Origin of the sequence: Streptomyces sp. NBC_01478 (assembly GCF_036227225.1) — a bacterium.
Lineage (GTDB): Bacteria > Actinomycetota > Actinomycetes > Streptomycetales > Streptomycetaceae > Streptomyces.
Map to the genome: position 1 here is coordinate 4,276,910 of NZ_CP109444.1, position 22,805 is coordinate 4,299,714.

The following is a 22,805-nucleotide window of genomic DNA, read 5'->3' on the forward strand; positions in this document are numbered from 1 at the left end:
CACTCCTCGGGCATGCGGGGCAAAGAATTGGACAGGTGGACCCGGGTCGGCCGCATGATGGAAACGCCGCAGATGTACAGGAACAGGTGAAGGAGTCGCTGTGAGGATCGGAATCGTCGGAGCCACCGGTCAGGTCGGCACGGTCGTACGCAGGATTCTCGTGGAGCGGGACTTTCCGGTCACCGAGCTGCGGCTGTTCGCCTCGGCGCGCTCGGCGGGGACGGTCCTGGACGGCGTGACGGTGGAGGACGCGGCGAGCGCCGACTACACCGGCCTCGACATCGTCATCTTCTCCGCGGGCGGCGCGACCTCCAAGGCGCTGGCCGAGAAGGTCGCCGCGCAGGGGGCGGTCGTCATCGACAACTCGTCCGCCTGGCGCAAGGACCCGCAGGTCCCGCTGGTCGTCTCCGAGGTCAACCCGCACGCGATCGTGGACCGCCCCAAGGGCATCATCGCCAACCCGAACTGCACGACGATGGCCGCGATGCCGGTCCTGAAGCCGCTGCACGCGGAGGCCGGCCTGGAGGCGCTGGTCGTCGCCACGTACCAGGCGGTGTCCGGTTCCGGTGTTGCCGGTGTGGCCGAGCTGCACGGGCAGGCGCTGAAGGTCGTCGCCGACGCGGACAAGCTCACGCACGACGGCGGCGCGGTCGACTTCCCCGAGCCGCAGGTCTACCAGCGTCCCATCGCCTTCAACGTGGTCCCCCTCGCGGGCTCGATCGTCGACGACGGCCTGCACGAGACCGACGAGGAGCAGAAGCTCCGCAACGAGTCCCGCAAGATCCTGGAGATCCCGGAACTGAAGGTCTCCGGCACGTGTGTCCGCGTCCCGGTCTTCTCCGGCCACTCCCTCCAGGTCAACGCCCGCTTCGCCCGCCCCCTCCCGGTCGAGCGCGCGACGGAACTCCTCGGCGGAGCCCCCGGGGTCGCCCTCTCCGACATCCCGACCCCCCTCCAGGCGGCCGGCCAGGACCCGTCCTACGTCGGCCGCATCCGCGCGGACGAGACGGTCGAGAACGGCCTCGCCCTCTTCATCTCCAACGACAACCTCCGCAAGGGCGCCGCGCTGAACGCGGTGCAGATCGCGGAGCTGGTGGCAGCGGAACTGAAGGGCTGACGCAGACAGGGATTTCTTTCGCCCCCGCCGCCCCTACCCGTCCCATCCTCCTGGGGCTCCGCCCCAGACCCCGCTCCTCAAACGCCGGAGGGGCTGGATATGCCGACCGGAACCTTCAAGCAACGGTCCGCATCACTCAGCCCGTCCGGCGTTTGAGGACGAGGCCCGTTCAGGGCCGAAGGGGGGTCTGGGGGCGCAGCCCCCAGGGTGCTATGCCCTGCGCACCTCGAAAAAGAAGCAGCCGTACTCCACCGCCCGAACGTGGACGAGAACCACGGACGGGTCGGCGAAGGCCCTGCGGAAGGCCTCGTCGTCGAGGGTGTCGACCAGCTCGCCGCCGAGGATGTGGCCCTCGGCCGAGTAGCGGCGCAGCACCCGGTGGGCGTGCGCGAAGGGATACCCCGAGCCGGCCGCAGGCCCCCCGCACTCCTCCGCGTGGACGAACACCGGCCCCAGCTCGTCGTACGCCCCCGGCGCGGCCCCCGTCTCCGCCGCCCAGCGCCGCAGCGGGGCGTAGGAGACCAGGGCGATCCGCTCACCCGGCTCGCTGCGGCGCAGGCAGCAGCGGAGCGGAGCGCCGCCCTCCTCGTCGGGTGCGGGAACCATTCCGCGCCCCGCATCGTCAGCAGAGCGCAGCTCCTTCAGGACCGTCGGGTCGACGGGTCGTGCCGTGTACGTCGTCATGTCCCCAGGCTCGCGCTCGTTCGCCCCGCTCACCGGCGGGATACGGACATCGCGCTTCCCGCAGGTCCCGTGGAAGGATGGCGCAACCCACACATAACGAGGAGATGACCGCGTGCCTGGCACAAACCTGACTCGCGAAGAGGCGCAGCAGCGGGCAACGCTGCTCACCGTTGACTCGTACGAGATCGATCTCGACCTCTCCGGCGCGCAGGAGGGCGGGACCTACAGGTCCGCGACGACGGTGCGCTTCGACGTGACGGAGGGCGGCGCCGAGTCCTTCATCGACCTGGTCGCCCCGGCCGTCCACGAGGTGACGCTGAACGGCGACCCGCTCGACCCGGACGAGGTCTTCAAGGACTCGCGGATCGCCCTGGCCGGGCTGTTGGAGGGACCGAACGTCCTGCGCGTGGTCGCCGACTGCGCGTACACCAACACGGGTGAGGGACTGCACCGTTTCGTCGACCCCGTCGACCAACAGGCGTACCTGTACACCCAGTTCGAGGTCCCGGACGCGCGCCGCGTGTTCGCCAGCTTCGAGCAGCCGGACCTCAAGGCCACCTTCCAGTTCACCGTGAAGGCGCCGACGGGCTGGACCGTCATCTCCAACTCCCCGACGCCCGAACCCCGGGACGACACCTGGGTGTTCGAGCCGACGCCCCGCATCTCGACGTACATCACCGCGCTGATCGTCGGCCCGTACCACTCCGTGCACAGCGTGTACGAGAAGGACGGCCAGTCCGTCCCGCTCGGCATCTACTGCCGGCCCTCGCTCGCCGAGTACCTCGACTCCGACGCGATCTTCGAGGTGACACGGCAGGGCTTCGACTGGTTCCAGGAGAAGTTCGCCTACGCGTACCCCTTCAAGAAGTACGACCAGTTGTTCGTCCCGGAGTTCAACGCGGGCGCGATGGAGAACGCCGGTGCCGTCACCATCCGGGACCAGTACGTCTTCCGGTCCAAGGTGACCGACGCCGCCTACGAGGTGCGCGCGGAGACCATCCTGCACGAGCTGGCCCACATGTGGTTCGGCGACCTCGTCACCATGGAGTGGTGGAACGACCTGTGGCTGAACGAGTCGTTCGCCACCTACACCTCCATCGCCTGCCAGGCGTACGCGCCCGACTCACGCTGGCCGCACTCGTGGACGACCTTCGCCAACTCGATGAAGACCTGGGCGTACCGGCAGGACCAACTGCCGTCCACGCACCCGATCATGGCCGAGATCCGCGACCTGGACGACGTCCTCGTCAACTTCGACGGCATCACGTACGCCAAGGGCGCGAGCGTGCTGAAGCAGCTCGTCGCGTACGTCGGCATGGACGAGTTCTTCGCGGGCGTACAGGCGTACTTCAAGCGGCACGCGTTCGGCAACACCCGCCTGTCCGACCTGCTCGGCGCGCTGGAGGAGACCTCCGGGCGTGACCTGAGCGCCTGGTCGAAGGCGTGGCTGCAGACGGCCGGCATCAACATCCTGCGCCCGGAGATCGAGACGGACGCGGACGGCGTGATCACCGCCTTCGCGATCCGCCAGCAGGCCCCGGCCCTCCCGACCGGCGCCAAGGGCGAGCCGACGCTTCGCCCGCACCGCATCGCCGTCGGCCTGTACGAACTCGACGAGGACACCGGCAAGTTGGTGCGCGACGAGCGCGTCGAGCTGGACGTGGACGGCGAGTTGACCGCCGTACCGCAGCTCGTCGGCAAGCGCCGCCCGGACGTGGTGCTGCTCAACGACGACGACCTGTCGTACGCGAAGGTCCGTCTCGACGAGCAGTCCCTCGCGTTCGTCACCGAGCACCTCGGCGACTTCGAGTCCTCGCTCCCCCGCGCCCTGTGCTGGGCCTCGGCCTGGGACACGACCCGCGACGCCGAACTCGCCACCCGCGACTACCTCTCCCTCGTCCTGTCGGGCATCGGCAAGGAGTCCGACATCGGTGTCGTGCAGTCGCTGCAACGGCAGGTGCAACTGGCCATCCATCTGTACGCCGACCCGGCCGCCCGCGAGGCGCTGCTCACCCGCTGGACGGACGCCACGCTGGCGCACCTGCGCTCCGCCGAGGCGGGCAGCGACCACCAGTTGGCATGGGCCCGCGCGTTCGCGTCCACGGCCCGTACGCCGGAGCAACTGGACCTGCTGGACGCCCTGTTGGAGGGCACCCAGACCATCGAGGGCCTGGCCGTCGACACCGAGCTGCGCTGGGCGTTCGTCGAACGCCTCGCGGCTGTCGGCCGGTTCGACGAGGCGGAGATCGCCGGCGAGTACGAGCGTGACAAGACGGCGGCCGGTGAGCGCCACGCGGCGACCGCCCGTGCCGCCCGCCCGACCGAGGAGGCGAAGGCGGAGGCCTGGGCGCAGGTCGTCGAGTCCGACAAGCTTCCCAACGCCCTTCAGGAAGCGGTGATCTCGGGCTTCGTCCAGACCGACCAGCGCGAACTCCTGGCGCCGTACACGGAGAAGTACTTCGCGGCGGTCAAGGAGGTCTGGGACACCCGTTCGCACGAGATCGCCCAGCAGATCGCGGTCGGCCTCTACCCGTCGATCCAGGTCTCCCAGGACACCCTGGACCGCACGGACACCTGGCTGACCACCGCCGAGCCCAACGCGGCCCTGCGCCGCCTGGTCTCGGAGTCCCGCTCGGGCGTCGAGCGCGCACTCAAGGCCCAGGCCGCGGACGCGGCCGCTTCGTAACCGGTTCCGCTACGGCTGTGAGGGGCGCCCGGTAATCCGCCGGGCGCCCCTTCGCATGTGCCGCTCAGCCCGGGAACATCCCGCCGGTGACGTTGACGAACGTGCCGGTGATGCTCGCCGCGTGGTCCGAGGCGAGGAACACGGCGGTCGCGGTGATCTCCGCGAGGGTGGGGTTGCGACGGGTCATGCGCAGGCTCGACAGATGGTCCAGGATCCCCTGGATCGCCGCCTCGTTGAGGCCGGGGTTGACCTTGCCGAGCTTCTCGACGGTGAGCGTCTCGGGGATACCGGCGGCCCACAGTCCTACGGCACGCACCCCGCGCGGACCCAACTCCATCGCCAGGTTGCGCACCAGGCTGTCGGTCGCCGCGTCGGCGGGACCGGTGCCGCCCATCATCGGACTGCCGTGCGCGGAACCGCTGTTGAGGGTGAGGACGACACCGGAGCCGCGTTCGGCCATGCGGCGGGCGGCGGCGCGGGCGGTGATGAAGTTGGCGCGGGTGCCGTTGAGGACGGGCCGCAGGAAGTCGTCGACGGGCATGTCGGTCATCGGCAGGCCCTGCACATCGCCGCGCGAGACGAGGTTGAAGGACACGTCCAAGTCCCCGACCCGGGCGAGGTGTTCCTCCACGGCCGTCTCGTCGAGGGCGTCGACGACGGCCACCTCGGCGTCCTTGATGCCGATGTCCTTGATGTGGGTGGCCACGGCCTCCAGCGTCTCCCGGGTGCGTCCCACGAGGTGGACCCGGGCACCCTCGGCGGCGAAGGCACGGGCGACCGCACCGCCGATCGAGCCGCCGGCGCCGTAGACGACCGCGGTCTTGTCGGTGAGCAGCATGGTGAACTCCTTGTGGGTCGTGAGGTACGTGTCGTTCGTGTCGGCCATACAGACGCACAAGGAGCCCCCCACTCATCGCTCACAGTCGCAGCGGCAGTCCGAAGGCCGGGAACAGGTGCGGCTCGAAGGACGTGATCTCGGCGATCCGGTCGTCGGCGTCGAAGCGGAGCACGTCGAGAACCTGGGCGCGGTAGACGGTCGTACCGGGCCGGCGGACGTAACCCCCGGCCGCGAGCTGCCCGTTGGCGCGGGCGGGGAGATGACGCCAATGCCCGAGGAACATGGGCGAGTTGACGTCGAGGCTGACGCTCAGGAACTCAACGAGCGCGTCGCGGCCGGTGAACCAGAACGGGTTCGGCGGCATGGTGAGGACGACGTCCTCGCTGAGCAGCGCGGCGACCTCGGACAGGTCGAGGCGTTCGGCGGCGGCCATGTACCGCTTGACCAGGGCGCGTTGGTGCTCGGTGGGCCCGTCGGCCGTCCAGTCCGCACGCCGGCCGGGCAGCCGGTCGCGCAGGGTGGGACGGGCGCGTTGCAGCGCGCTGTTGACCGACGCCACGGTCATGTCGAGGGCCTTGCCGGTCTCCACGGCGGTCAGCCCGAGCACGTCCCGCAGCACCAGCACCGCGCGCTGGCGCGGCGGGAGATGCTGTACGGCGGCCAGGAAGACCAGTTCTAGGGTCTCGCGGGAGACGGCGGCGGCCTCCGGCTGCTCCTCGGCGGAGGGCAACTCGTCGTCGGGGTAAGGCTGTAGCCAGGTGACGCGGGCGGGCGGCTCCCCGCCACCGTGGTTCATGCCGGGCAACGGCTCGTAGCGCCGGGGGCGACGGGCCGTACGGCGCTGGAAGTCGAGGCAGGCGTTGGTGGCGATGCGGTACAGCCAGGTACGGGCACCGGCCCGCCCCTCGAAGGTGTCCCGGGCCCGCCAGGCCCGCAGGAACGTCTCCTGCACCAGGTCCTCGGCGTCGTCGTACGACCCGGTCATGCGGTAGCAGTGGACCTGGATCTCACGACGGTGGGACTCGACGAGGGCGGCGAAGTCACCCTCGTCGAGCGGGACTTCGGCAACGGCGGGGACTTCCGTAACGGGTCCATGGGTGACGGATTCCTGAGCGGTGTCCCGCGCCGTGCGCGCCACCCGCCTCAGCCGCGCGACGGACGACGACAGTTCCGTCACCCCGGAGTAGAAGACGGAAGGCGGCTGCGGCACCAGCTCCGCCACCTGCCGCCCGATCTCCTTGATCAGTCCGTCGACACCGACCCCGCCGCTCCCCTGTCGCTCCCGGTAGGCCTTCTGGCGGCAGGCGGCGGAACAGTACACGGAACGGCGTCCGGCGCGGCCCGTCCGTGCGGTGAGCGGCTTGCCACAACTGGGGCAGGATTCATCGGCCACGGGCGTCTCCGGCGTTGCGTCACGGCAGTCCCGCGTGACGGTACCTCCCGAACGCAAACGGACGGGGTTCGCGCCCCGATCTGTCCGGTCACCGTCGCCCCGAACGCCAGCGCCATCCCCGCGAGTTGCAGCGGCGTGAGCGTCTGCCCGAGTGCCGCCCAGCCGACGACGGCCGCGGTCAGCGGGGAGAGCGGGCCGAGGAGGGTGACCTGGGTGGCGGAGAGCCGGCCGATGCCGCGGAACCAGAGCCAGTACGCGATCGCCGTGTTCGCCAGCGCGAGGTAGAGGTAACCGCCGACCGCCCGGCCGTCGAGCGCGGGCGGTGCCCCCTCGGCCAGGAAGGCGACGGGGGCTATCAACAGGCCGCCCGCGGTGAGCTGCCAGCCGGTGAGGGCGAGCGGGCCGACGCCGTCCGGGCGGCCCCACCGCTTGGTCAGCACGGTGCCGGTGGACATGGAGGCCGTGGAGGCGAGGGCCGCGAGGACGCCGACCGGGTCGAGCGCTCCGGCCGCCTTCAGTACGACGAGACTGACGCCGAAGGCCGCGACGGCGCCGGTGAGCACGCTTCGGGCCGTGGGCCGCTGTCCCAGCAGGACCGCCGAGAGGCCGACCACGAACAGCGGCCCGATCGAGCCGACGACCGCCGCCATACCGCCCGGGAGCCGGTACGCGGACAGGAACAGCAGCGGGAAGAAGGCGCCGATGTTCAGCGCGCCGAGCACCGTCGCCTTCCACCACCAGGCCCCGCGCGGCAGCACCCGGGCCAGCGCGAGGAGCACGAGACCGGCGGGGAGGGCGCGCATCAGGCCGGTGAAGAGGGGGCGGTCGGGCGGCAGGAACTGGGTGGTGACGGCGTAGGTGGTGCCCCAGGAGATGGGGGCGAGGGCGGTGAGGAGGACGGTGGTGGAGCGGTTCACGGCGTTCATGCCATCCCTCTCGTAAGTAACTTGCCGCTGATTAGCTTAGCGCCAAGCAACTTTCCGTCAAGTCACTTTCTTGCGGGCGACCCACGGACCGGCCGATACTCGGCACATGAGTGCACGCCCTGAGCAGCGCAAGGACCCCGTCGACGCGATCGTCGAGCAGTGGGCGGCGGTGCGGCCCGACCTCGACACCGCGGCGATGGAGGTCTTCGGGCGGATCTTCCGGCTCTCCCGGGCCATGGGCGACCGCATGGAGAGGGCGTACGCGCCGTACGGCATCTCGCGCGGCGAGTTCGACGTCCTCGCGACCCTGCGCCGCGCCGACGAGCCCTACACCCTCTCGCCGCGCCAGCTCTCCGCGACGCTGATGCTCACCACGGGCGGCATGACCGGCCGCCTCGACAAACTCGAACGGGCCGGCCTGCTCCGCCGCTCCCCCGACCCGCACGACCGCCGCGGCCTCCAAGTCACCCTGACCGAGAAGGGGTTGACGCTGATGGACGAGGCGGTCGGAGCGGGGTTGGCGGTCCAACAGGAGGCCCTGTCCAGCGCCCTCGACGGGGAACGCGCCGGGCAACTGGCCGACCTGCTGAGGGAGTTGCTGGCGGGGACCCAGAGGGCGGAGTGACTCCGCGCGCAGGGAGCGCACGACCGCGAAAGGGTGATCGCCACCGGAGGCGTTCCGTCCGCCCCACCGTCACCCCATCATGACGGCGTGAGAATCACCCCGGCAGAGGCCGCGATCATCGGCACGTCGTTGGGCGCGACGGGCACGCTCACCGCCGCCTGGATGACCCAGCGGGCGACGGCGAGGCGGGAGCGGGAGCGACGGCTCTGGGATCGCCGCACGGACACCTACGCCGACCTGATGACGACCATCCACGTCCTCGCCCAGGACCGGGCACGAACCGAACACACCGGCGAACGACCGGACGACCAGAGCCGGACCGCCGCCGCGAGGGAATCCGCCGGGGCCTTGGCGGCTCGTGTCGAGCTCTACAGCTCGGAGCATCTGCGAAGCGCCTGCGAGAGGTCCTTCACCTGCACGGACATCTGGGTGAGAGCCTGGGAGGAGTGGCACCAGCGGGGTACCGGTGTGCGACTGAAGAGCCCCAGGGACCGTAAGTGGCAGACGTTCACCGAGCGTGTGGCAGCGTCGCAGGAGGCCGACAGTCGTCTGCTGGGGCTGTTGCTGGCCGATGTACACGGAGAACGCGCAAAGCGTAAGAAGAGACGGCTGAGAAGACTCCTCGGAATTCGCGTCACCGTGACCACCGCACGCTCCGTCTCCCAAGGGAAAGAAGTCTTGGCAAAGAAGCCGCGCCCGGATTCCGATCATGGCTAACATTGACGCTTCCGGGCGGGACGCCCGGAACTCCAATTGAAGATCTCACGGGGGGAGCCGGACTGTGCCGCCGAATACGCAGACCGGGTACCGGATCAGTCTGTTCCTGAAAAAGGAACGGAAGGGAACCGGGCTGAAGATCTCACGCGAAGTCGCCTTCATGGCCGCACACTGCTTCAAGAACGGCGAACTCAGGATCGGACTGCGCCTACAGGTGGAAGACGGGCCTGTCGCCAAGGTCGCCGACTTCAACCACGCGTCGGACCTGGTGCTTCTCGCCTTGGACGACACCAGCAGCCCTCTCGGGGGATGGGCCTACGGTGGGAAGTGCCGCCGCGGAGATGCCTGGCAGGCGGTCCCGTACACCAGCCCCAAACCCCTGTTGGGACACGTCCTCGACCCGCGCGCCGTCTACCACGAGGACGACGATCTCACCGTGAAGGCGTTGCGGTTGCAGTGCAGGCAGCCGATCAACGAGCGCACACACTACGCGGGCAGCCCGGTCGAGCCACACGGCCGGACGGCCCCGTCGGTTGTCCTCGGGCTCATGGTCAAGCCCTGGAATCGACCTGTCGGCGACGACGAGGCCTTCGCGATCAGCGTGAAGGAGGCCATGGCCATATTCGGCCTGCTGATGCCATCCGGCGCCGCCCGCCGATCCACCAACCACGCGTCGGCGAACGGGGATTCGGGGAGCGGACCCGCACTGGGAGTGTGGTGGACCGTGCAGAGCAGGCGTCCCTCGAACCGAGGTGGATCATGAAAGAGATACCCGGCCTGCACGAAGCGAACGACGTGGCGAGGAAGGCTCTCGCCCAGGACGAGGGATTCGAGGGCCACGACTCCTCGTGGAGCGAAGCCCGCGACCGGCTCACCGACTACGTCGACCGGCTCCGCGAAGGCAGGGTGCCCTGGGCGGACGACCCGAAGGACATCGCCGGCTACCTCGGGCTGGCGGATTCGCTTCTGTCACTGGGCCTGCGGAAGGTGTCCGCGGACGCCACCGCTCTCATCCTGAGCAAGCTCGCACTCTCCGAACCGCTCGCGTACTCGGACCCCGAGCCGTGGAACCGCCTCGGCACGCTGCTGGCCAGACACGGGAACTTCGGGGATGCCAAGGCCTGTCTCATGGGTGCTCTGCTGCGGGCCGATCTGGCCAAGTCGCAGGACCATCCCTCGATACTCGCCAACCTGAGCGCCCTCAGCCTGCAACTGGGTGACCTGACCACCGCCGGCACATGGGCCGACCGGGCCGCATACCTTCTGCGGCACGACTGGGAGGTGGACCTGGAGGCCCGGCTGACCCTCGACCTGGTGCGGCTGGACCTCGCTCGGGCCCACGGCGACGAGCAGGCACTGCGCATCGCCGCGGAGAGCCTGGCCGAGTCCGGTTCGCGCTACGCCCGACAAGAGGACGCCGACCCTTCCCTGGCTCTCGCCGCCCTCGTCGCCCTTGCCGCCGCGCGACACGAAGCCAACCCCGGCGGACCCGAACTGGCCGAACTGGCGCTCCTCAACGTCAGCGCCCAGGTCACCCTGGGCCTCGATCATCGCGAGACGATCACCGCCCAAGCCGCCCTGGCCGCCGCCGAGTTCGAAACGGCGGGCGGCTGGGCCGGGTTGCCCGGCGCCACCAACAGCCGGACGCTGGCGGCCGTCGAGATATTCGAGGACGCCACCTCCCGGGCGGCCAGAACGTCGTCGGCACTCGGCCAGGACCACCCCCGCACCCGGACCCTGCGCACCGCGCTCGCGGCGATGAAGGCGGCCATCACGCCGAGTCCCGAGCTCCCGCCCCTGGTCAACCGCATCTACACGCCGGACGACAGCGACGCCCGCAACAAGGCCAAGAGGAAGGCACTCGCCCGGGAGCAGCACGTCATCCGGCTCACCGCACACGGCGGCGCTTCCTATCTCCTGGAGGAGAACTACCTCTTCTACGACCAGGTCATCGACGCGCTGAACCGCCGTGTGCGCCTCGACATCGTGATCACCAACCCATGGAACAGCCTGGCCTCCCACCTGCCCAGGGACGAGAGCGCCGATCCGGCGAACCACTCCAACATCGACCAGCGCCTGGAGAACAGCACTTACTACCAGGAGACGTTCCGTCCGGTGACGGAGTCGTACCAGTCCCTCAAGCAGCGCTATCCCGGCCTGATCGAACTGCGTCTCGTCAGGACCGACATTCCCGCGTCCATGCTCATCACCTCGGACACTATCTTCGTCGAGTCCTACATCACGTCGAATCCCGAGGCCCGGACGGGGAAGGGGATGGATTTCCAGGAGGCGGAATTCGGCAGGGACAGCCGGTACTACACCACGACTCTCAAGGAATTCGAGAATCAGTGGGGGCTCTCCAGCACCTGGGAGGATTTCCAGGAGAACCAGGAATCACACAAGGACACCCTTCGTTCCGAGATGGAGGCGCACGAGGACGTGCACCTCCGGAAGAACGTCATCAGCGGAGAAGTGCCCCGTCCCTGATCTTGCGGAGCACCTCGGCCGAGCCGATGAAGAGCTGTTCCGGCAGGGCGTCCAGGGACCAGAACTCCCAGCGTTCGCACCGGTGCGGCTCGCACACCCGGATCGCACCGGTGTGGCCGAGGATCTCCACGCCGACCTGCATGTGGTGATTCGCCAGGGGTTCGGGATCGGTCACGCAGACAACACGTGCACCAGTGGCACGAACACCGGTCTCCTCCTCCAACTCACGACAAGCGGCACCGATCAACGACTCACCGATCTCAAGATGCCCGCCCGGCAGACCCCAGGTGCCGTGACCGAAGGTGTTGACCCGCAGCCCCAGCAGGACACGGCCGTCCTCGCGGAGGATCGCCTGTACTCCCACACGCACGTGTGCCGTCATCGCACTCTCTCCCCCTCTCGGATGGTCGGATAGGTGGTGACGAAGTTCTCGACGTTCCTGGACGGAAGAATCAGGTCGGACCCGTTGCCGTCGGCCAGCAGGGAGAAGAAGTTCCCCAGCCTCCGCTCGCCGTGCTCGTCGACGACGACGACCTCGCAGTCCGGGTCGACGAAGAAGTAACTGCCCTTGCGCGTCGAGTTCCGATAGACACGTAGGGCGACTCCGCGTTCTTCGGCCGCGCTCCGACAACGATCCACCACCTCGTCGAACTCATTGTCGTCGAGAGAAAGCCAATCCTTGTTGTCCGCACCGTAGTTGGTCTCCGACATCTGATAGATCTTCCAGACGTCGGGCAACCACAGATCCTCCTCGATGAGATCGAGCACGCGAGACGCGCCGGAGACATTGAGCCGCGTGACCACAGTGCCGAGCTTCACCCGCACCTTCCGGTGGTTCTTGCGTACTTCTCGCAGAAGTCCCAGCACCTTGTCCCGATGGGGCGCGACACCCGTTCTGAGCGCTCGATGCTCGTCCTCGTCCGCGGACTCCAGCGGAAGCGCGATCCAGGACAGAGCGGGCAGCACACGCTCCATGCTGCGAAGCGGCGCCAGCCCGTTCGTACTGAGCACGACCCTCGGTGAAGAACTCTCGGGCCCGGATCCACGCAAGTCCCCGACAAGATCTTCCAGATACGGCAGGAGCGTCGGCTCTCCTCCCGAGATCACGACGCCCCGCACCTCCTCCTGGCGCAGCCGTGCAGAGATCCGCAGGGCGTCTTCGCGGGACATCGAGGGGACCTCGTGGCGGGGGCCGAAGCAGAACGGGCAACTCAGGTTGCACCTGCCGATCGGCCGCAGGTCCACAAAGGACGGGAGGCGCATGTGCCGTGACAGTAGTGCACACCCGTACCTCGCGTAGCGCAATGGGTGTGGTGTCACACCCAGATCTCATGGCACCGCCTCCACTCGAACACTGCCCCGAGCCCTCCGGCTCCGAAGACACGTGGGCCACCGGTCAGCCGACGTGCTCGGCGAGCGCCGCCTCGACCCCGGCCGGTTCGGCGGTGTCGGACGCCCAGGCCACGTAGCCGTCGGGCCGCACCACCAGTGCCGTACGACGGTCGCTCGCCCAGCGCTCCACGGTCAGCCGGTCCTTGCGGATGTCCTGGTTCTCGTACGGCTCCGGCGTGATCAGTACGAACCGGCCGCCGCGCAGCGCTTCGTAGAGGCGGCCGCCGTCGGCGAGGGAGACGTCCGGGGCGCGGGTGCCGACGAGGCGGTGGGCGCCTCGGGGGGCCGGATAGGCGTAGCCGATGCCGGTGAGTTGACCGAGGGCCTTGCGGCGGGCCGGGGCCGCCTTGTCGAGGACGGTGGTGAGGGCCGCGCGCAGGGCGAGGGTCCAGGGGCGCTTGGCCATGGCGAGGCGGACGATGCCGCCGCTGCTGCGCAGGACCGCCTTGCCGACGGGGTGACGCTCGGCCTGGTAGCTGTCGAGGAGGACCCGGGGCGCGTGGCCGTTGATCACCGCGGCCAGCTTCCAGCCGAGGTTGGCCGCGTCCTGGAGGCCGGTGTTCATGCCCTGGCCGCCGGCCGGGGTGTGGACGTGCGCGGCGTCGCCGGCCAGGAACACACGGCCCACCCGGTAGGCGGGCGCTTGGCGCTCGTCGCTGTGGAAACGGGACATCCAGCGGGCGTCGCGCATTCCGAAGTCGCGGCCGAGGGCGAGCCGGGCGATCTCCTTGACCTCGTCGAGATCGAGGGGCTCGTCGTCGGCGACGTCGTGCGCGCGGTTCCAGCCGATGACCCGGTAGTAGCCGTCGCCGAAGGGCGCGATGAAGGCGAAGGCGTCGCCGACGGTGGCCACGGTGAGCAGGGTCTCCGGCTTCTCGTCGAGCAGCACGTCCGCGAGAACGACGGAACGGATGACGGAGTGACCCGGGAAGGGCAGTCCGATCGCGTCCCGCACCGCGCTGCGCATCCCGTCGGCGCCGACGACGTACGCGGCGCTCAGCGACTCGGCCACCCCGCCGGGCCCGCGCGTCTCGACGGTCGCGCCGTCCGCGTCCTGCGACAGCGCGGTCATCTCGGTCCCGTACCGGAAGTCCGCACCCGCCTCGACCGCGCGCCGCCGCAGCGCCTTCTCCACCTCGTACTGCGGGAGGACGAGGAGGTGGTTGAAGCGGGAGGGGAGGGGGGTGAGGTCGACGGTGAGGCGGCCGAACAGGCGGAGCCGGTCGAGGGGTTGACCGACGGCCTCCAGTTCGTCGGCGAGGGCGCGGGCGTCGAGCTGCTCCAGGGTGCGGGCGTGCAGGACGAACGCGCGGGACAGGTTGCTGATCTTCTCGGGGCGCTTCTCCAGCACGGTGACCGGGACACCGGCGGCGGCGAGGTCACCGGCCAGGAGCAGGCCGGTGGGGCCGGAGCCGACGACGATGACGGTGCGGTCGGGGTTGTCGATGCCGGTGCGGGTGCTGTTGCCGTTCATGGTGGCCTCCTAATGCCGTAGCGCCAACGCTTGCCTGCCAACGCCTGTTTGCCAACGCTCGTTGACGAGGCTAGGACCCGCCCCCTGGACTGTCAACACGTGTTGGCCTACGCTTGTTGGCATGAACGACAGCGCCAGCAACGGCACAGATTCCGGCACCGGCGGCACCAGCCCCGGCCCCCGCCGCTCCGACGCCACCCGCGCCGCCATCCTCGAAGCCGCCCGCGAACGCTTCGCCGCCGACGGCTACGAACGCGCCACCATCCGCGCCATCGCCAAGGACGCACGGATCGACCCGTCGATGGTGATGCGCTACTACGGCAACAAGGAGGGCCTGTTCGCGGCGGCCGTCTCCTACGACCTGCGGCTGCCGGACCTGACCTCGGCCGCGCGGGACGAGGTCGGCCGGGCGCTGGTGACGCATTTCCTCGCCATGTGGGAGGAGAACGAGGAGCTGACGGCCATGCTGCGGGTCGGCGCGACGAACCAGGGCGGTGCCGAGCGGATGCAGGCCATCTTCCGGGACCAGTTGCTGCCGGTCGCGCGACAGGCGTGCCCCGACCCGGAGCAGGCACCGGCCCGCGCCGGTCTGGTCGCCTCGCAGCTCCTCGGGCTCGCGCTCACGCGCTACGTGCTGCGCTTCCCGCCGACCGTGGCGCTGGCCCGCGAGGAGATCGTGGCCTGGCTCGGGCCCACGGTGCAGCGCTATCTGACGACGCCGAGCCCGTGAGCGGACATGCCGAAGGCGTCCGCCTCACCGCTGTGGGTGAGGCGGACGCCCTCCGGAAAACGTGAGGTCAGACCTTCGCGTCGACAGCCGTACCGCCGCCGGCCTTCGTGCCGGACTTGGCCTTCGGCGTCCGGTCCTTGGACTTGTCCAGCGCCATGACGAGGCCCGCGATGATCGCGAACAGCGCGAGCGGGATCAGGACATAGAGCCCCAGCGTGTCGGCGACGCTCAGGCCGGAGCCCGGGTCGTCACCGTCGTCGCGGGTGAGCGCGAGCGCGGGGGACGTCATGAGCAGCATCATCAGCGTCGTACCGGCAGCCAGGGCGCCGGCGCGCAGGGCGTTCTTCTTGTCCACACCGCAAAAGTAGCGAACGTCCGAACGAGCCGCGCGCCCGGGGGTGCCGTACGGGCCGCACGGGGGTCAGACGCCCCCTTCCCCACTGCCGTCCGGACCCGCCTCCAACCCCACCCGCAGCACATCCACCAACGCGTGCAGCCTCGGCGACGCGGCCAGTTCCTCCAGCGTCACCGGACGCCCGTCCGCGTCGGCGACGGGAAGGCGCCAGTTCGGATACTGGTCCCACGTGCCGGGCAGGTTCTGCGGGCGCCGGTCGCCGACGGTGTCCGGGAGCCAGACGCCGATCATGCGGGCGGGGGTGCGCAGCAGGAACCGGTGGACGGCGTGGATCTCGGCCTCCTCCTCGGAGGCGGGCCGACCGCCGCCCGTGGCCTCTTCGTAGAGGCCGAGCCGGGACAGCAGCGCCAGCCACTCCCCCACATCGGTGGCGGACTCGATCCGCTCCTCCTCCACCGGGCGGGTCAACAGGCCGAGCCGGTCGCGGAGTTCGACGTGTTCGCCGGTGAGCCGGGCCGCGGTGGGCGGCAGGTCGTGGGTGGTCGCGGTGGCGAGGCAGTCGGCACGCCACTTCTCGGGGGCGAGCGGCCGGCCGTCGCCCTCCCAGTCCCGTTCGAACCACAGCACCGACGTGCCGAGCACCCCGCGCTCCTGCAAGGCCTCGCGCACACCCGGTTCCACGGTCCCGAGGTCCTCGCCGATCACCACCGACCCGGCGCGCGAGGCCTCCAGCGCGAGGATCGCGAGCATGGCCTCGGCGTCGTAGCGGACGTAGGTGCCCTCGGTGGGCGGCTGGCCTTGCGGGACCCACCAGAGCCGGAACAGGCCCATGACGTGGTCGATGCGCAGGGCGCCGGCGTAGCGGAAGAGCGCGCGGAGCAGGCGGCGGTACGGGGCGTAGCCCGACTCGGCGAGGCGGTCGGGGCGCCAGGGGGGCAGACCCCAGTCCTGGCCGAGGGAGTTGAAGGCGTCCGGGGGCGCTCCGACCGACATGCCGGCGGCGAAGTACTCCTGTTGGGCCCAGGCGTCGGCGCCGTCCGGATGCACCCCCACCGCGAGGTCGTGCACGACCCCGATCGGCATGCCCGCTTCCCGTGCGGCCCGCTGGGCGGCGGTGAGTTGGTCGTCGGTGAGCCAGGCGAGGCGGCAGTGGAAGTCGACGCGGTCCATCAACTCGGCGCGGGCGCGGGCGGTTTCGGGTGACCGCGGGTCGCCCAGGGCGGCCGGCCACTCCCGCCAGTTCGAGCCGTGCACCTCGGCGAGGGCGTACCAGGTGGCGTGGTCCTCCAGCGCCTCGCCCTCGCGGGCGAGGAAGTCGACGTAGGCGGCCCGTCGTCCGGGTCCGAGGGGGACCTGGTGGACGAGTTCCAGCGCCTCGCGCTTCAGCTCCCACACGGCGTCGCGGTCGATCAACGCGTCCTTCTCCAGGACGGATTGACGTAGTCGAGCGGCCTGTTCGAGGAGCCCGCGCAGTCCCTCCCGGTCCGCCTCCCCGACGTACGCGAACTCGGGGATGTCCTCGATCCGCAGATACACCGGGTCGGGGAAGCGGCGCGAGGACGGGCGGTACGGCGAGGGGTCGGTGGGCGCGCCCGGCACGGCCGCGTGCAGGGGGTTGACCTGGACGAACCCGGCCCCGAGCGATCGCCCTGCCCAGGCGGCGAGTTCACCCAGGTCACCGAGGTCGCCCATGCCCCAGGAATGCCGGGAGAGAAGAGAGTAGACCTGCACCATCAGCCCGTACGACCGTCCCGTGGGCGTGGGCAACCGGTCCGGGGCGACGACGAGTTGGGCCTCGGCGCGGCGGCCGTCCGGTGCGGTGGCGGTCACGTGGTGGACGCCGGGCGGGAGTTGGTCAATGCCCGTCCGGGTCTCGCCCTGTTCGGTCTCGATGTGCAGCCGGGTGCCCTCGGGCAGTGCGTCGAGCGCGGCGGGCGTGCTGCCGTACCGGCCCACGACGGTGGGCGGCAACAGCCGTTCGGCCAGCTCATGTCGGCGGGCGGCGAGCGCGGCGGTGGTGGCCCGCGGGGTGCTCGCGTCGACGCCGAGGGCGGCCAGCGCGGCGACGACCGCGAGGGCCGAGGCGGGGACCGCGTGGTCCGGGGAGGGGCGGTAGGCGGTGGCGACGCCGTGCAGTTCGGCGAGCCGGGACAGGTCCTCGCCGAGGGTGTCCACCGGCCGGGGTGCGGTCATCTAGGGCCTCGTGGAGTCCGGGTCGGCGAAGGCGGCGGCCTCGCTGGTGAGCGGTGCGTCCATCGTGGCGGACTCGCTGGTGAGCGGGGCGGCGTCGGCGAGCGGGGGCTCGCTGGTGAGGGGTTCGGCGTCGGCCAGCGGCGGTTCGCTGGTCAGCGGGGTCTCGGCCCAGGCGCCCTCGGAGTCGACGAAGAACACGTCGGGTGCGAGGTGGGCGGACGGCTCCGCGGTGCGTTTGGAGCGGGCCGGGAGCGGAAGGGACGCCGATGCTGCGGCCACGGGGGCCTCCTTGTCGTGTCGGGCGTGCGGGCGGGTTACCGCAGCCCTACCCAGTGGGCGCGACGGCAGACCTCCAGGTTGGGGTACGGGTGGCACTGCGGCCACTCCCTCCCCCACTCCCCTTGCTTTTCCCGCTGATCACTATTCACTCAGTACATGTATCCGGTGCATACTGAGCGCCATGAGCACCCGCCACATCCTGCTGGGCCTGCTCGCCGGAGGACCGAGCCACGGCTACGACCTCAAGCGACGCCACGACGAACGCTTCCCGCAGGCCCGCCCGCTGGCGTACGGGCAGGTCTACACGACCCTGCAGCGGCTGGTCCGGGACGGTCTCGCGGAGGTCGACGGCACCGGTTCGGACGGCGGCCCGGAGCGGACGGCGTACCGGGCGACGGCGGACGGTTCGCGTGAACTCGCCCGCTGGGCAGGGGAGATCGCGCCGCCCGCGCCCTTCGTGACGAACGAGATCTTCGCCAAGGTCGTCGTCTCGATCCTGGCCGACGGCGACCCGGAGGCGTATCTCCGCGCCCAACGCGCCGCGCACATGGAGCGGATGCGGGAACTCACGGCGGTCAAGACCGCCAAGGGCACCGACCTGGCGACCGTGCTCTCGGCGGACTACGCCCTCAACCACCTTGACGCGGACCTCCGTTGGATGGCGACGACGGCGGCCCGGCTGACCACTCTGACCGCGGAGGTCGACACAGCATGAGCACCCAGGAAGACCCCCCGGAGGACACCCCGCCGGTGCCGCTGCTGGCGGCTCGTGACCTCGCCAAGACGCACGGCAGGACCCGGGCGCTGAGCGGCGCCTCGGTCGCACTGCGCGCCGGTGAGATCCTCGCCGTCACCGGGACCAGCGGCAGCGGCAAAAGCACGCTGCTGCACTGCCTGGCCGGGATCGTCCGCCCGGACGAGGGGACGGTGACGTACGCCGGAGAGCGGCTGGACGAACTGCCCGAGAAGCGGCGCAGCGAGCTGCGGCGCACCGAGTTCGGGGTGGTCTTCCAGTTCGGCCAGCTCATACCCGAGCTGACGGCGGTGGACAACGTCGCGCTGCCGCTGCTGCTCGCGGGCGCCTCGCGCGGGGACGCCCGGGACGGGGCCGCCGAGTGGCTGGAGCGGTTCGGGGTGCGCGGGCAGGCGGAGCTGCGGCCGGGCGAGATGAGCGGCGGGCAGGCCCAACGGGTCGCGCTCGCCCGGGCGTTGGTTACCGGCCCGAAGGTCGTCTTCGCGGACGAGCCGACGGGCGCGCTGGACTCCCTGGCGAGCGAGCAGGTGATGACGGCCCTGGTCGGCACGGCCCGCGAGTCCGGTGCGGCGGTCCTGCTGATCACCCATGACGCGCAGGTCGCGGCGTACGCGGACCGCGAGATCCGGCTGACGGACGGCACCGTGGCGACGGCGGGGGTGACGGTATGAGTTCCCTGCTGTCCGATCTGCGGCTGGCCTGGCTGCTCACCCGGGGTTCGGACCGGCGGGAGTGGTGGCGTGTCGGGCTCACGGCGGTCGGGGCCGCGCTGGCGACGGGGATCGGACTGGGCGTCGTAGCGCTGCTGTCGTTGGACGGCTTCTACACCGTGTCGTTCGGGTCGGGGCTGTTCGACTCCCCCAGTGACCGGCGGAACGTGAGTCTGGCACTCGGCCTGCTGCTCATCCCGGTGCTCGGGTTTCTCGGGCAGTGTGCGCGGATCGGGGCGGTGCACCGGGATCGGCGGCTGGCCGCGCTGCGGCTCGCGGGGGCGACGCCCGGGCAGGTGCGGCGGATCGCGGCACTGGAGTCGGGACTGGCCTGCCTGGCCGGTTCGGCGGTGGCGACGGCGGCCGTCGTGGCGCTGTTGCCGTACGCCACGGCCTGGGCCGGGGTCGTCCTGGTCGCGGCGGCCGTGCCGGTGCTGGGCGCGGTCGTGAGTGCCGTGTCGCTGCGGCGGGTGGTGGCCGATCCGCTGGGCCGGGTACGGCGGGTGCGGCCGGTGCGCGGGCCGGGGCCGCTGTTCCGTACGGCGACCAAGCTGCTCGCGGCGACGGCGGTGGCGATCGCGCTGACCCCGGTCCTCGGCAGCCCGGTCTCCTTCGACCTCGGCCCGGTGACCGTGCTCGTCCTGGCGGTGCTGTTCAGCCTGACCGCGATCTGGCTCTCCGGGGCCTCGTCCCGCCAACTGGGTGAGGGCTTCGCGGCCGGCACCGGGCGGCCCGCGCTGCTGATCGCGGCGGAACGGCTGCGCGAGGACCCCTGGTCGACCGCCCGTACCCATGCGGCGGTGCTGCTGGTGACGGTCGTCGGCTCGGCCTTCGCGGGCGTACGGCAGATACTGCTCGCGGACCTGGACGAAGGGCGCCGCGAGGGCAGCCTCGGCGCGCGCATGTCCTACTACACGACCGGCATCGACCTGACGGCGGCCGCGATCCTCGTCGCCCTCGTGCTCGTCCTGACGGGCCTGGCCGTCGGCACCGCCGAGTCCCTGGCCACCCGGCGCCGGGGGCTGGCCGCACAGGTCGCCGCCGGGGTGCCGCACGCCGTACTGGCCCGCGCGCTGCTCCTGGAGACCGCGCTGCCGCTGTTCCCCGCGATCGCGGTGGCGGGCCTCGGCGGCACGACGATCAGCATCTGGTACGGCGCCGCCATGTCGGGCCACACGGCCGTGCCCGTGCCGTACACCGCGCCACTGGTCCCGGTCGGCGTGTACGCGGCCTGCGTGCTGGCGGCGGCCACGTCACTGCCGCTGCTACGCCGGTCGGTGCGGCCGGGCGAACTGCGCTACGCATGACGGTCCGCCCCGGCAGCGCGGGGGGCTGCCGGGGCGGACGACTCCGTACCGCCGTACTGGGGGGGGACAGGGGGTACACAAAAGCCCGGATCGTCAGGCGGAGATGCCGTCGATCCGGGCCATCGCGTCCTCCGCGCCGTACGGCTGCAAGTACGGCAGCCAGCGCGGGTCCCTATGACCTGTCCCGATGATGCGCCAGGCCAGGCCGGTGGGTGGGGCGGGTTTGTGGCGCAGCCGCCAGCCGATCTCGAAGAGGTGTCGGTCGGCCTTCGTGTGGTTGCAGCGGCGGCAGGACGCCACCACGTTGTCCCACGCGTGCTTGCCCCCGCGGCTGCGCGGAATGACATGGTCGACGCTGGTTGCGACGCCACCGCAGTACATGCACCGGCCCCCGTCGCGCGCGAACAGCGCCCGCCGGGTGAGAGGAACGGGCCCCCGATAGGGAACCCGTACGAATCGCTTGAGCCGGACCACGCTGGGTGCGGGGACTGTGACGGTTGCGCTGTGCATAAAGGCGCCGGATTCCTCAAGGGAGACTGCCTTGTTCTCCAGGACGAGGACGAGCGCGCGGCGGAGCGGTACGACGCCGAGTGGCTCGTACGACGCGTTGAGGACCAGGACATGCGGCACGGATGCCTCCTTGTGCGTCGGCGGCGCGTGGCTCGCGCCGGGACGATCTGTAGTCAGTCTCCCCTCATGCCTGGTGGAAGCGCCACCATGTCCCGGTAACGGGCTGGGAGTGTTTTCGACCACATGTGATGCAGCCCCGGGACGGCCGTGGGTTCGTCCCACCTGTTCTTTCCCGGCCGGGAAGGGCCTCTCCCCCGAACACGGCAACAATCCACACACGATGCCCCGATAGTGTGGTGGGCCTGCCCTCTCGGTGACCTATTCGTGACCTTGCCCCTGTCGGACGATGCCGGAGGACAGACGCAGCACCTGGAGGTACCTGCCGTGTCCTTGTCCGCCGTCCTACTGGCCGCCGCCACGCCGTCGCCGACTCCGAGCCCCTCGGAGACCGCGGTGACCGTGCCCTCGCTCCAGGACGCCCAGGAAAGCGCGACCAACGCAGCGAGCTGGGTCGAGCAGAACTGGTCCACATGGCTGGCGATCGGGCTCCGGGTGCTGCTGATCGTGGTGATCGCGGCGGTCCTGAGAATGACGGTACGGCGGGCGATCACCAAGCTCATAGACCGGATGAACCGCACGGTCGAGTCGGTGGACGGCACGGCGCTGGGCGGCCTCCTGGTGAACGCGGAGCGCCGCCGCCAGCGCTCACAGGCGATCGGCTCGGTCCTCCGCTCGGTGGCGTCCTTCGTGATCCTGGGCACGGCCGCGCTGATGGTGCTGGCGACCTTCGAGATCAACCTCGCCCCTTTGCTGGCCTCCGCCGGTGTGGCGGGCGTGGCGATCGGTTTCGGCGCCCGCAACCTCGTCACGGACTTCCTCTCCGGCGTCTTCATGATCCTGGAGGACCAGTACGGCGTCGGCGACCAGATCGACGCGGGGGTCGCCGCCGGCGAGGTCATCGAGGTCGGCCTGCGCGTGACCAAGCTGCGCGGCGGCAACGGCGAGATCTGGTACGTCCGCAACGGCGAGGTCAAGCGCATCGGCAACCTCTCCCAGGGCTGGGCCACGGCGGGCGTGGACGTCACCGTCCGCGCGTCGGAGAACCTGGACCGGGTGAAGGCGACGCTCGACGCGGTCACGGAGAAGATGAGCAAGGAGGAGCCCTGGAACGAGCTCCTCTGGGGCCCCATCGAGGTCCTCGGCCTCGACAGCGTCCTCATCGACTCGATGGTCGTACGCCTCTCCGCGAAGACCATGCCGGGCAAGTCGGTCACCGTCGAACGCGAACTCCGCTGGCGCGTCAAGCGTGCCTTCGACGAGGCGAACATCCGCATCGTGGGCGGGGCGACGGCGGACCCGGTGGACGATGTGGCGGACCCGACGGAGGCGGTCGCGGCGCCGTCGGTCTACTCCAACGCGGATTCACCTCAGGTGGCGGCCACTTCGCCTCTTTCTTCGCCGCGGGGGACGTCGGGGTCTCGGTAGGGGTACGGGGCTGGGCGCGAGAGGAACGGTTCAGCACACTCGTTCGAGTGAACGGTGGCGGAATCGCAGGTCGCGGGGCGTCC

The 22,805-nt window shown here is 70.6% G+C and carries 22 protein-coding genes; 11 read left to right on the plus strand and 11 right to left on the minus strand.

Features of this window, described 5'->3' with window-relative positions; translation table 11 throughout:
- Positions 1-100: 100 nt before the first annotated feature.
- Positions 101-1,117: an aspartate-semialdehyde dehydrogenase gene (locus tag OG223_RS19170; protein WP_329249873.1), complete on the plus strand. Its 1,017-nt coding sequence runs from the start codon at positions 101-103 to the stop codon at positions 1,115-1,117.
- A 210-nt stretch (positions 1,118-1,327) separates the two neighbouring features.
- Here OG223_RS19170 and OG223_RS19175 read toward each other — a convergent pair whose 3' ends face one another.
- On the minus strand, positions 1,328-1,801 hold the full coding sequence (locus tag OG223_RS19175) for a DUF1203 domain-containing protein (RefSeq protein WP_329249876.1): 474 nt from the start codon (positions 1,799-1,801) through the stop codon (positions 1,328-1,330).
- 112 nt (positions 1,802-1,913) lie between these two features.
- Between OG223_RS19175 and pepN the strand changes: the two genes are divergently transcribed.
- Positions 1,914-4,487, plus strand: a complete 2,574-nt coding sequence (gene pepN / locus OG223_RS19180) for an aminopeptidase N (protein WP_329249878.1) — start codon at positions 1,914-1,916, stop codon at positions 4,485-4,487.
- 64 nt (positions 4,488-4,551) lie between these two features.
- On the opposite strand, the gene OG223_RS19185 is transcribed toward pepN, so the two are convergent.
- The 3 genes from OG223_RS19185 to OG223_RS19195 form a co-directional block, all read right to left on the minus strand.
- The gene (locus tag OG223_RS19185; protein WP_329265364.1) at positions 4,552-5,325 is read right to left on the minus strand and encodes an SDR family NAD(P)-dependent oxidoreductase; all 774 of its coding nucleotides are present in this window, start codon (positions 5,323-5,325) and stop codon (positions 4,552-4,554) included.
- A 79-nt stretch (positions 5,326-5,404) separates the two neighbouring features.
- Positions 5,405-6,646: a sigma-70 family RNA polymerase sigma factor gene (locus OG223_RS19190; protein ID WP_329249880.1), complete on the minus strand. Its 1,242-nt coding sequence runs from the start codon at positions 6,644-6,646 to the stop codon at positions 5,405-5,407.
- Positions 6,568-7,644, minus strand: a complete 1,077-nt coding sequence (locus tag OG223_RS19195; protein ID WP_329249883.1) for an EamA family transporter — start codon at positions 7,642-7,644, stop codon at positions 6,568-6,570. The genes OG223_RS19190 and OG223_RS19195 overlap by 79 nt, the downstream gene beginning before the upstream one ends.
- 106 nt (positions 7,645-7,750) lie before the next feature.
- Here OG223_RS19195 and OG223_RS19200 point away from each other — a divergent pair, with 106 nt between their 5' ends.
- The 4 genes from OG223_RS19200 to OG223_RS19215 all read left to right on the plus strand — a co-directional run bounded on the left by OG223_RS19200 (position 7,751) and on the right by OG223_RS19215 (position 11,473).
- Positions 7,751-8,269 (plus strand): MarR family winged helix-turn-helix transcriptional regulator, encoded by a 519-nt coding sequence (locus tag OG223_RS19200; RefSeq protein ID WP_329249886.1) that lies wholly within the window; start codon positions 7,751-7,753, stop codon positions 8,267-8,269.
- An 87-nt stretch (positions 8,270-8,356) separates the two neighbouring features.
- Entirely contained in the window at positions 8,357-8,986 is a 630-nt protein-coding gene (locus tag OG223_RS19205) for a hypothetical protein (RefSeq protein ID WP_329249889.1), read from the plus strand.
- 160 nt (positions 8,987-9,146) lie between these two features.
- Positions 9,147-9,749: a hypothetical protein gene (locus OG223_RS19210; RefSeq protein WP_329249890.1), complete on the plus strand. Its 603-nt coding sequence runs from the start codon at positions 9,147-9,149 to the stop codon at positions 9,747-9,749.
- Entirely contained in the window at positions 9,746-11,473 is a 1,728-nt protein-coding gene (locus OG223_RS19215) for a hypothetical protein (protein ID WP_329249893.1), read from the plus strand. Before OG223_RS19210 ends, OG223_RS19215 begins: the two co-directional genes overlap by 4 nt.
- On the opposite strand, the gene OG223_RS19220 is transcribed toward OG223_RS19215, so the two are convergent.
- From OG223_RS19220 to OG223_RS19230, 3 genes are all read right to left on the minus strand, one after another.
- Positions 11,448-11,855, minus strand: coding sequence for a nucleotide triphosphate diphosphatase NUDT15 (locus tag OG223_RS19220; protein ID WP_329249896.1), 408 nt, complete (start codon positions 11,853-11,855; stop codon positions 11,448-11,450). The two genes, OG223_RS19215 and OG223_RS19220, sit on opposite strands and share 26 nt — an antisense overlap.
- Positions 11,852-12,736: a radical SAM protein gene (locus OG223_RS19225; RefSeq protein WP_329249899.1), complete on the minus strand. Its 885-nt coding sequence runs from the start codon at positions 12,734-12,736 to the stop codon at positions 11,852-11,854. The genes OG223_RS19220 and OG223_RS19225 overlap by 4 nt, the downstream gene beginning before the upstream one ends.
- Positions 12,737-12,869: 133 nt before the next feature.
- On the minus strand, positions 12,870-14,339 hold the full coding sequence (locus OG223_RS19230) for an FAD-dependent monooxygenase (protein WP_329249903.1): 1,470 nt from the start codon (positions 14,337-14,339) through the stop codon (positions 12,870-12,872).
- A gap of 121 nt (positions 14,340-14,460) precedes the next feature.
- Between OG223_RS19230 and OG223_RS19235 the strand changes: the two genes are divergently transcribed.
- Positions 14,461-15,069 carry a TetR/AcrR family transcriptional regulator gene (locus OG223_RS19235; RefSeq protein ID WP_329249906.1) on the plus strand — a complete coding sequence of 203 codons (609 nt, stop codon included), beginning with the start codon at positions 14,461-14,463 and terminating at the stop codon, positions 15,067-15,069.
- 67 nt (positions 15,070-15,136) lie between these two features.
- Here OG223_RS19235 and OG223_RS19240 read toward each other — a convergent pair whose 3' ends face one another.
- From OG223_RS19240 to OG223_RS19250, 3 genes are all read right to left on the minus strand, one after another.
- On the minus strand, positions 15,137-15,424 hold the full coding sequence (locus tag OG223_RS19240) for a hypothetical protein (protein WP_329249909.1): 288 nt from the start codon (positions 15,422-15,424) through the stop codon (positions 15,137-15,139).
- A 66-nt stretch (positions 15,425-15,490) separates the two neighbouring features.
- Positions 15,491-17,617: a 4-alpha-glucanotransferase gene (gene malQ, locus OG223_RS19245; RefSeq protein WP_329249912.1), complete on the minus strand. Its 2,127-nt coding sequence runs from the start codon at positions 17,615-17,617 to the stop codon at positions 15,491-15,493.
- Positions 17,618-17,896 (minus strand): hypothetical protein, encoded by a 279-nt coding sequence (locus tag OG223_RS19250; RefSeq protein ID WP_329249914.1) that lies wholly within the window; start codon positions 17,894-17,896, stop codon positions 17,618-17,620.
- Positions 17,897-18,077: 181 nt separating this feature from the next.
- On the opposite strand from OG223_RS19250, the gene OG223_RS19255 reads away from it, so the two are divergent.
- From OG223_RS19255 to OG223_RS19265, 3 genes are read left to right on the plus strand one after another with little or no spacing between them, the layout of a single operon-like run.
- Positions 18,078-18,611, plus strand: a complete 534-nt coding sequence (locus OG223_RS19255; protein WP_033284588.1) for a PadR family transcriptional regulator — start codon at positions 18,078-18,080, stop codon at positions 18,609-18,611.
- Positions 18,608-19,321, plus strand: a complete 714-nt coding sequence (locus OG223_RS19260; RefSeq protein WP_329249918.1) for an ABC transporter ATP-binding protein — start codon at positions 18,608-18,610, stop codon at positions 19,319-19,321. Before OG223_RS19255 ends, OG223_RS19260 begins: the two co-directional genes overlap by 4 nt.
- Positions 19,318-20,667 carry an ABC transporter permease gene (locus tag OG223_RS19265; protein WP_329249920.1) on the plus strand — a complete coding sequence of 450 codons (1,350 nt, stop codon included), beginning with the start codon at positions 19,318-19,320 and terminating at the stop codon, positions 20,665-20,667. The genes OG223_RS19260 and OG223_RS19265 overlap by 4 nt, the downstream gene beginning before the upstream one ends.
- Before the next feature lie 93 nt (positions 20,668-20,760).
- Here OG223_RS19265 and OG223_RS19270 read toward each other — a convergent pair whose 3' ends face one another.
- A complete protein-coding gene (locus tag OG223_RS19270) occupies positions 20,761-21,297 on the minus strand; it encodes an HNH endonuclease (RefSeq protein ID WP_033284586.1) in 537 nt (178 codons plus the stop codon).
- A 324-nt stretch (positions 21,298-21,621) separates the two neighbouring features.
- Here OG223_RS19270 and OG223_RS19275 point away from each other — a divergent pair, with 324 nt between their 5' ends.
- The gene (locus OG223_RS19275) at positions 21,622-22,722 is read left to right on the plus strand and encodes a mechanosensitive ion channel family protein (RefSeq protein WP_329249925.1); all 1,101 of its coding nucleotides are present in this window, start codon (positions 21,622-21,624) and stop codon (positions 22,720-22,722) included.
- Positions 22,723-22,805: the final 83 nt, after the last annotated feature.

Coding starts and splice junctions, on each gene's coding strand:
- OG223_RS19175 (WP_329249876.1), bottom strand. CDS start 1,801: ATGACGACGTACACGGCACGACCCGTCGACCCGACGGTCCTGAAGGAG.
- OG223_RS19185 (WP_329265364.1), bottom strand. CDS start 5,325: ATGCTGCTCACCGACAAGACCGCGGTCGTCTACGGCGCCGGCGGCTCG.
- OG223_RS19195 (WP_329249883.1), bottom strand. CDS start 7,644: ATGAACGCCGTGAACCGCTCCACCACCGTCCTCCTCACCGCCCTCGCC.
- OG223_RS19200 (WP_329249886.1), top strand. CDS start 7,751: ATGAGTGCACGCCCTGAGCAGCGCAAGGACCCCGTCGACGCGATCGTC.
- OG223_RS19210 (WP_329249890.1), top strand. CDS start 9,147: ATGGCCGCACACTGCTTCAAGAACGGCGAACTCAGGATCGGACTGCGC.
- OG223_RS19215 (WP_329249893.1), top strand. CDS start 9,746: ATGAAAGAGATACCCGGCCTGCACGAAGCGAACGACGTGGCGAGGAAG.
- OG223_RS19220 (WP_329249896.1), bottom strand. CDS start 11,855: ATGACGGCACACGTGCGTGTGGGAGTACAGGCGATCCTCCGCGAGGAC.
- OG223_RS19225 (WP_329249899.1), bottom strand. CDS start 12,736: ATGCGCCTCCCGTCCTTTGTGGACCTGCGGCCGATCGGCAGGTGCAAC.
- OG223_RS19230 (WP_329249903.1), bottom strand. CDS start 14,339: ATGAACGGCAACAGCACCCGCACCGGCATCGACAACCCCGACCGCACC.
- OG223_RS19235 (WP_329249906.1), top strand. CDS start 14,461: ATGAACGACAGCGCCAGCAACGGCACAGATTCCGGCACCGGCGGCACC.
- malQ (WP_329249912.1), bottom strand. CDS start 17,617: ATGACCGCACCCCGGCCGGTGGACACCCTCGGCGAGGACCTGTCCCGG.
- OG223_RS19255 (WP_033284588.1), top strand. CDS start 18,078: ATGAGCACCCGCCACATCCTGCTGGGCCTGCTCGCCGGAGGACCGAGC.
- OG223_RS19260 (WP_329249918.1), top strand. CDS start 18,608: ATGAGCACCCAGGAAGACCCCCCGGAGGACACCCCGCCGGTGCCGCTG.
- OG223_RS19265 (WP_329249920.1), top strand. CDS start 19,318: ATGAGTTCCCTGCTGTCCGATCTGCGGCTGGCCTGGCTGCTCACCCGG.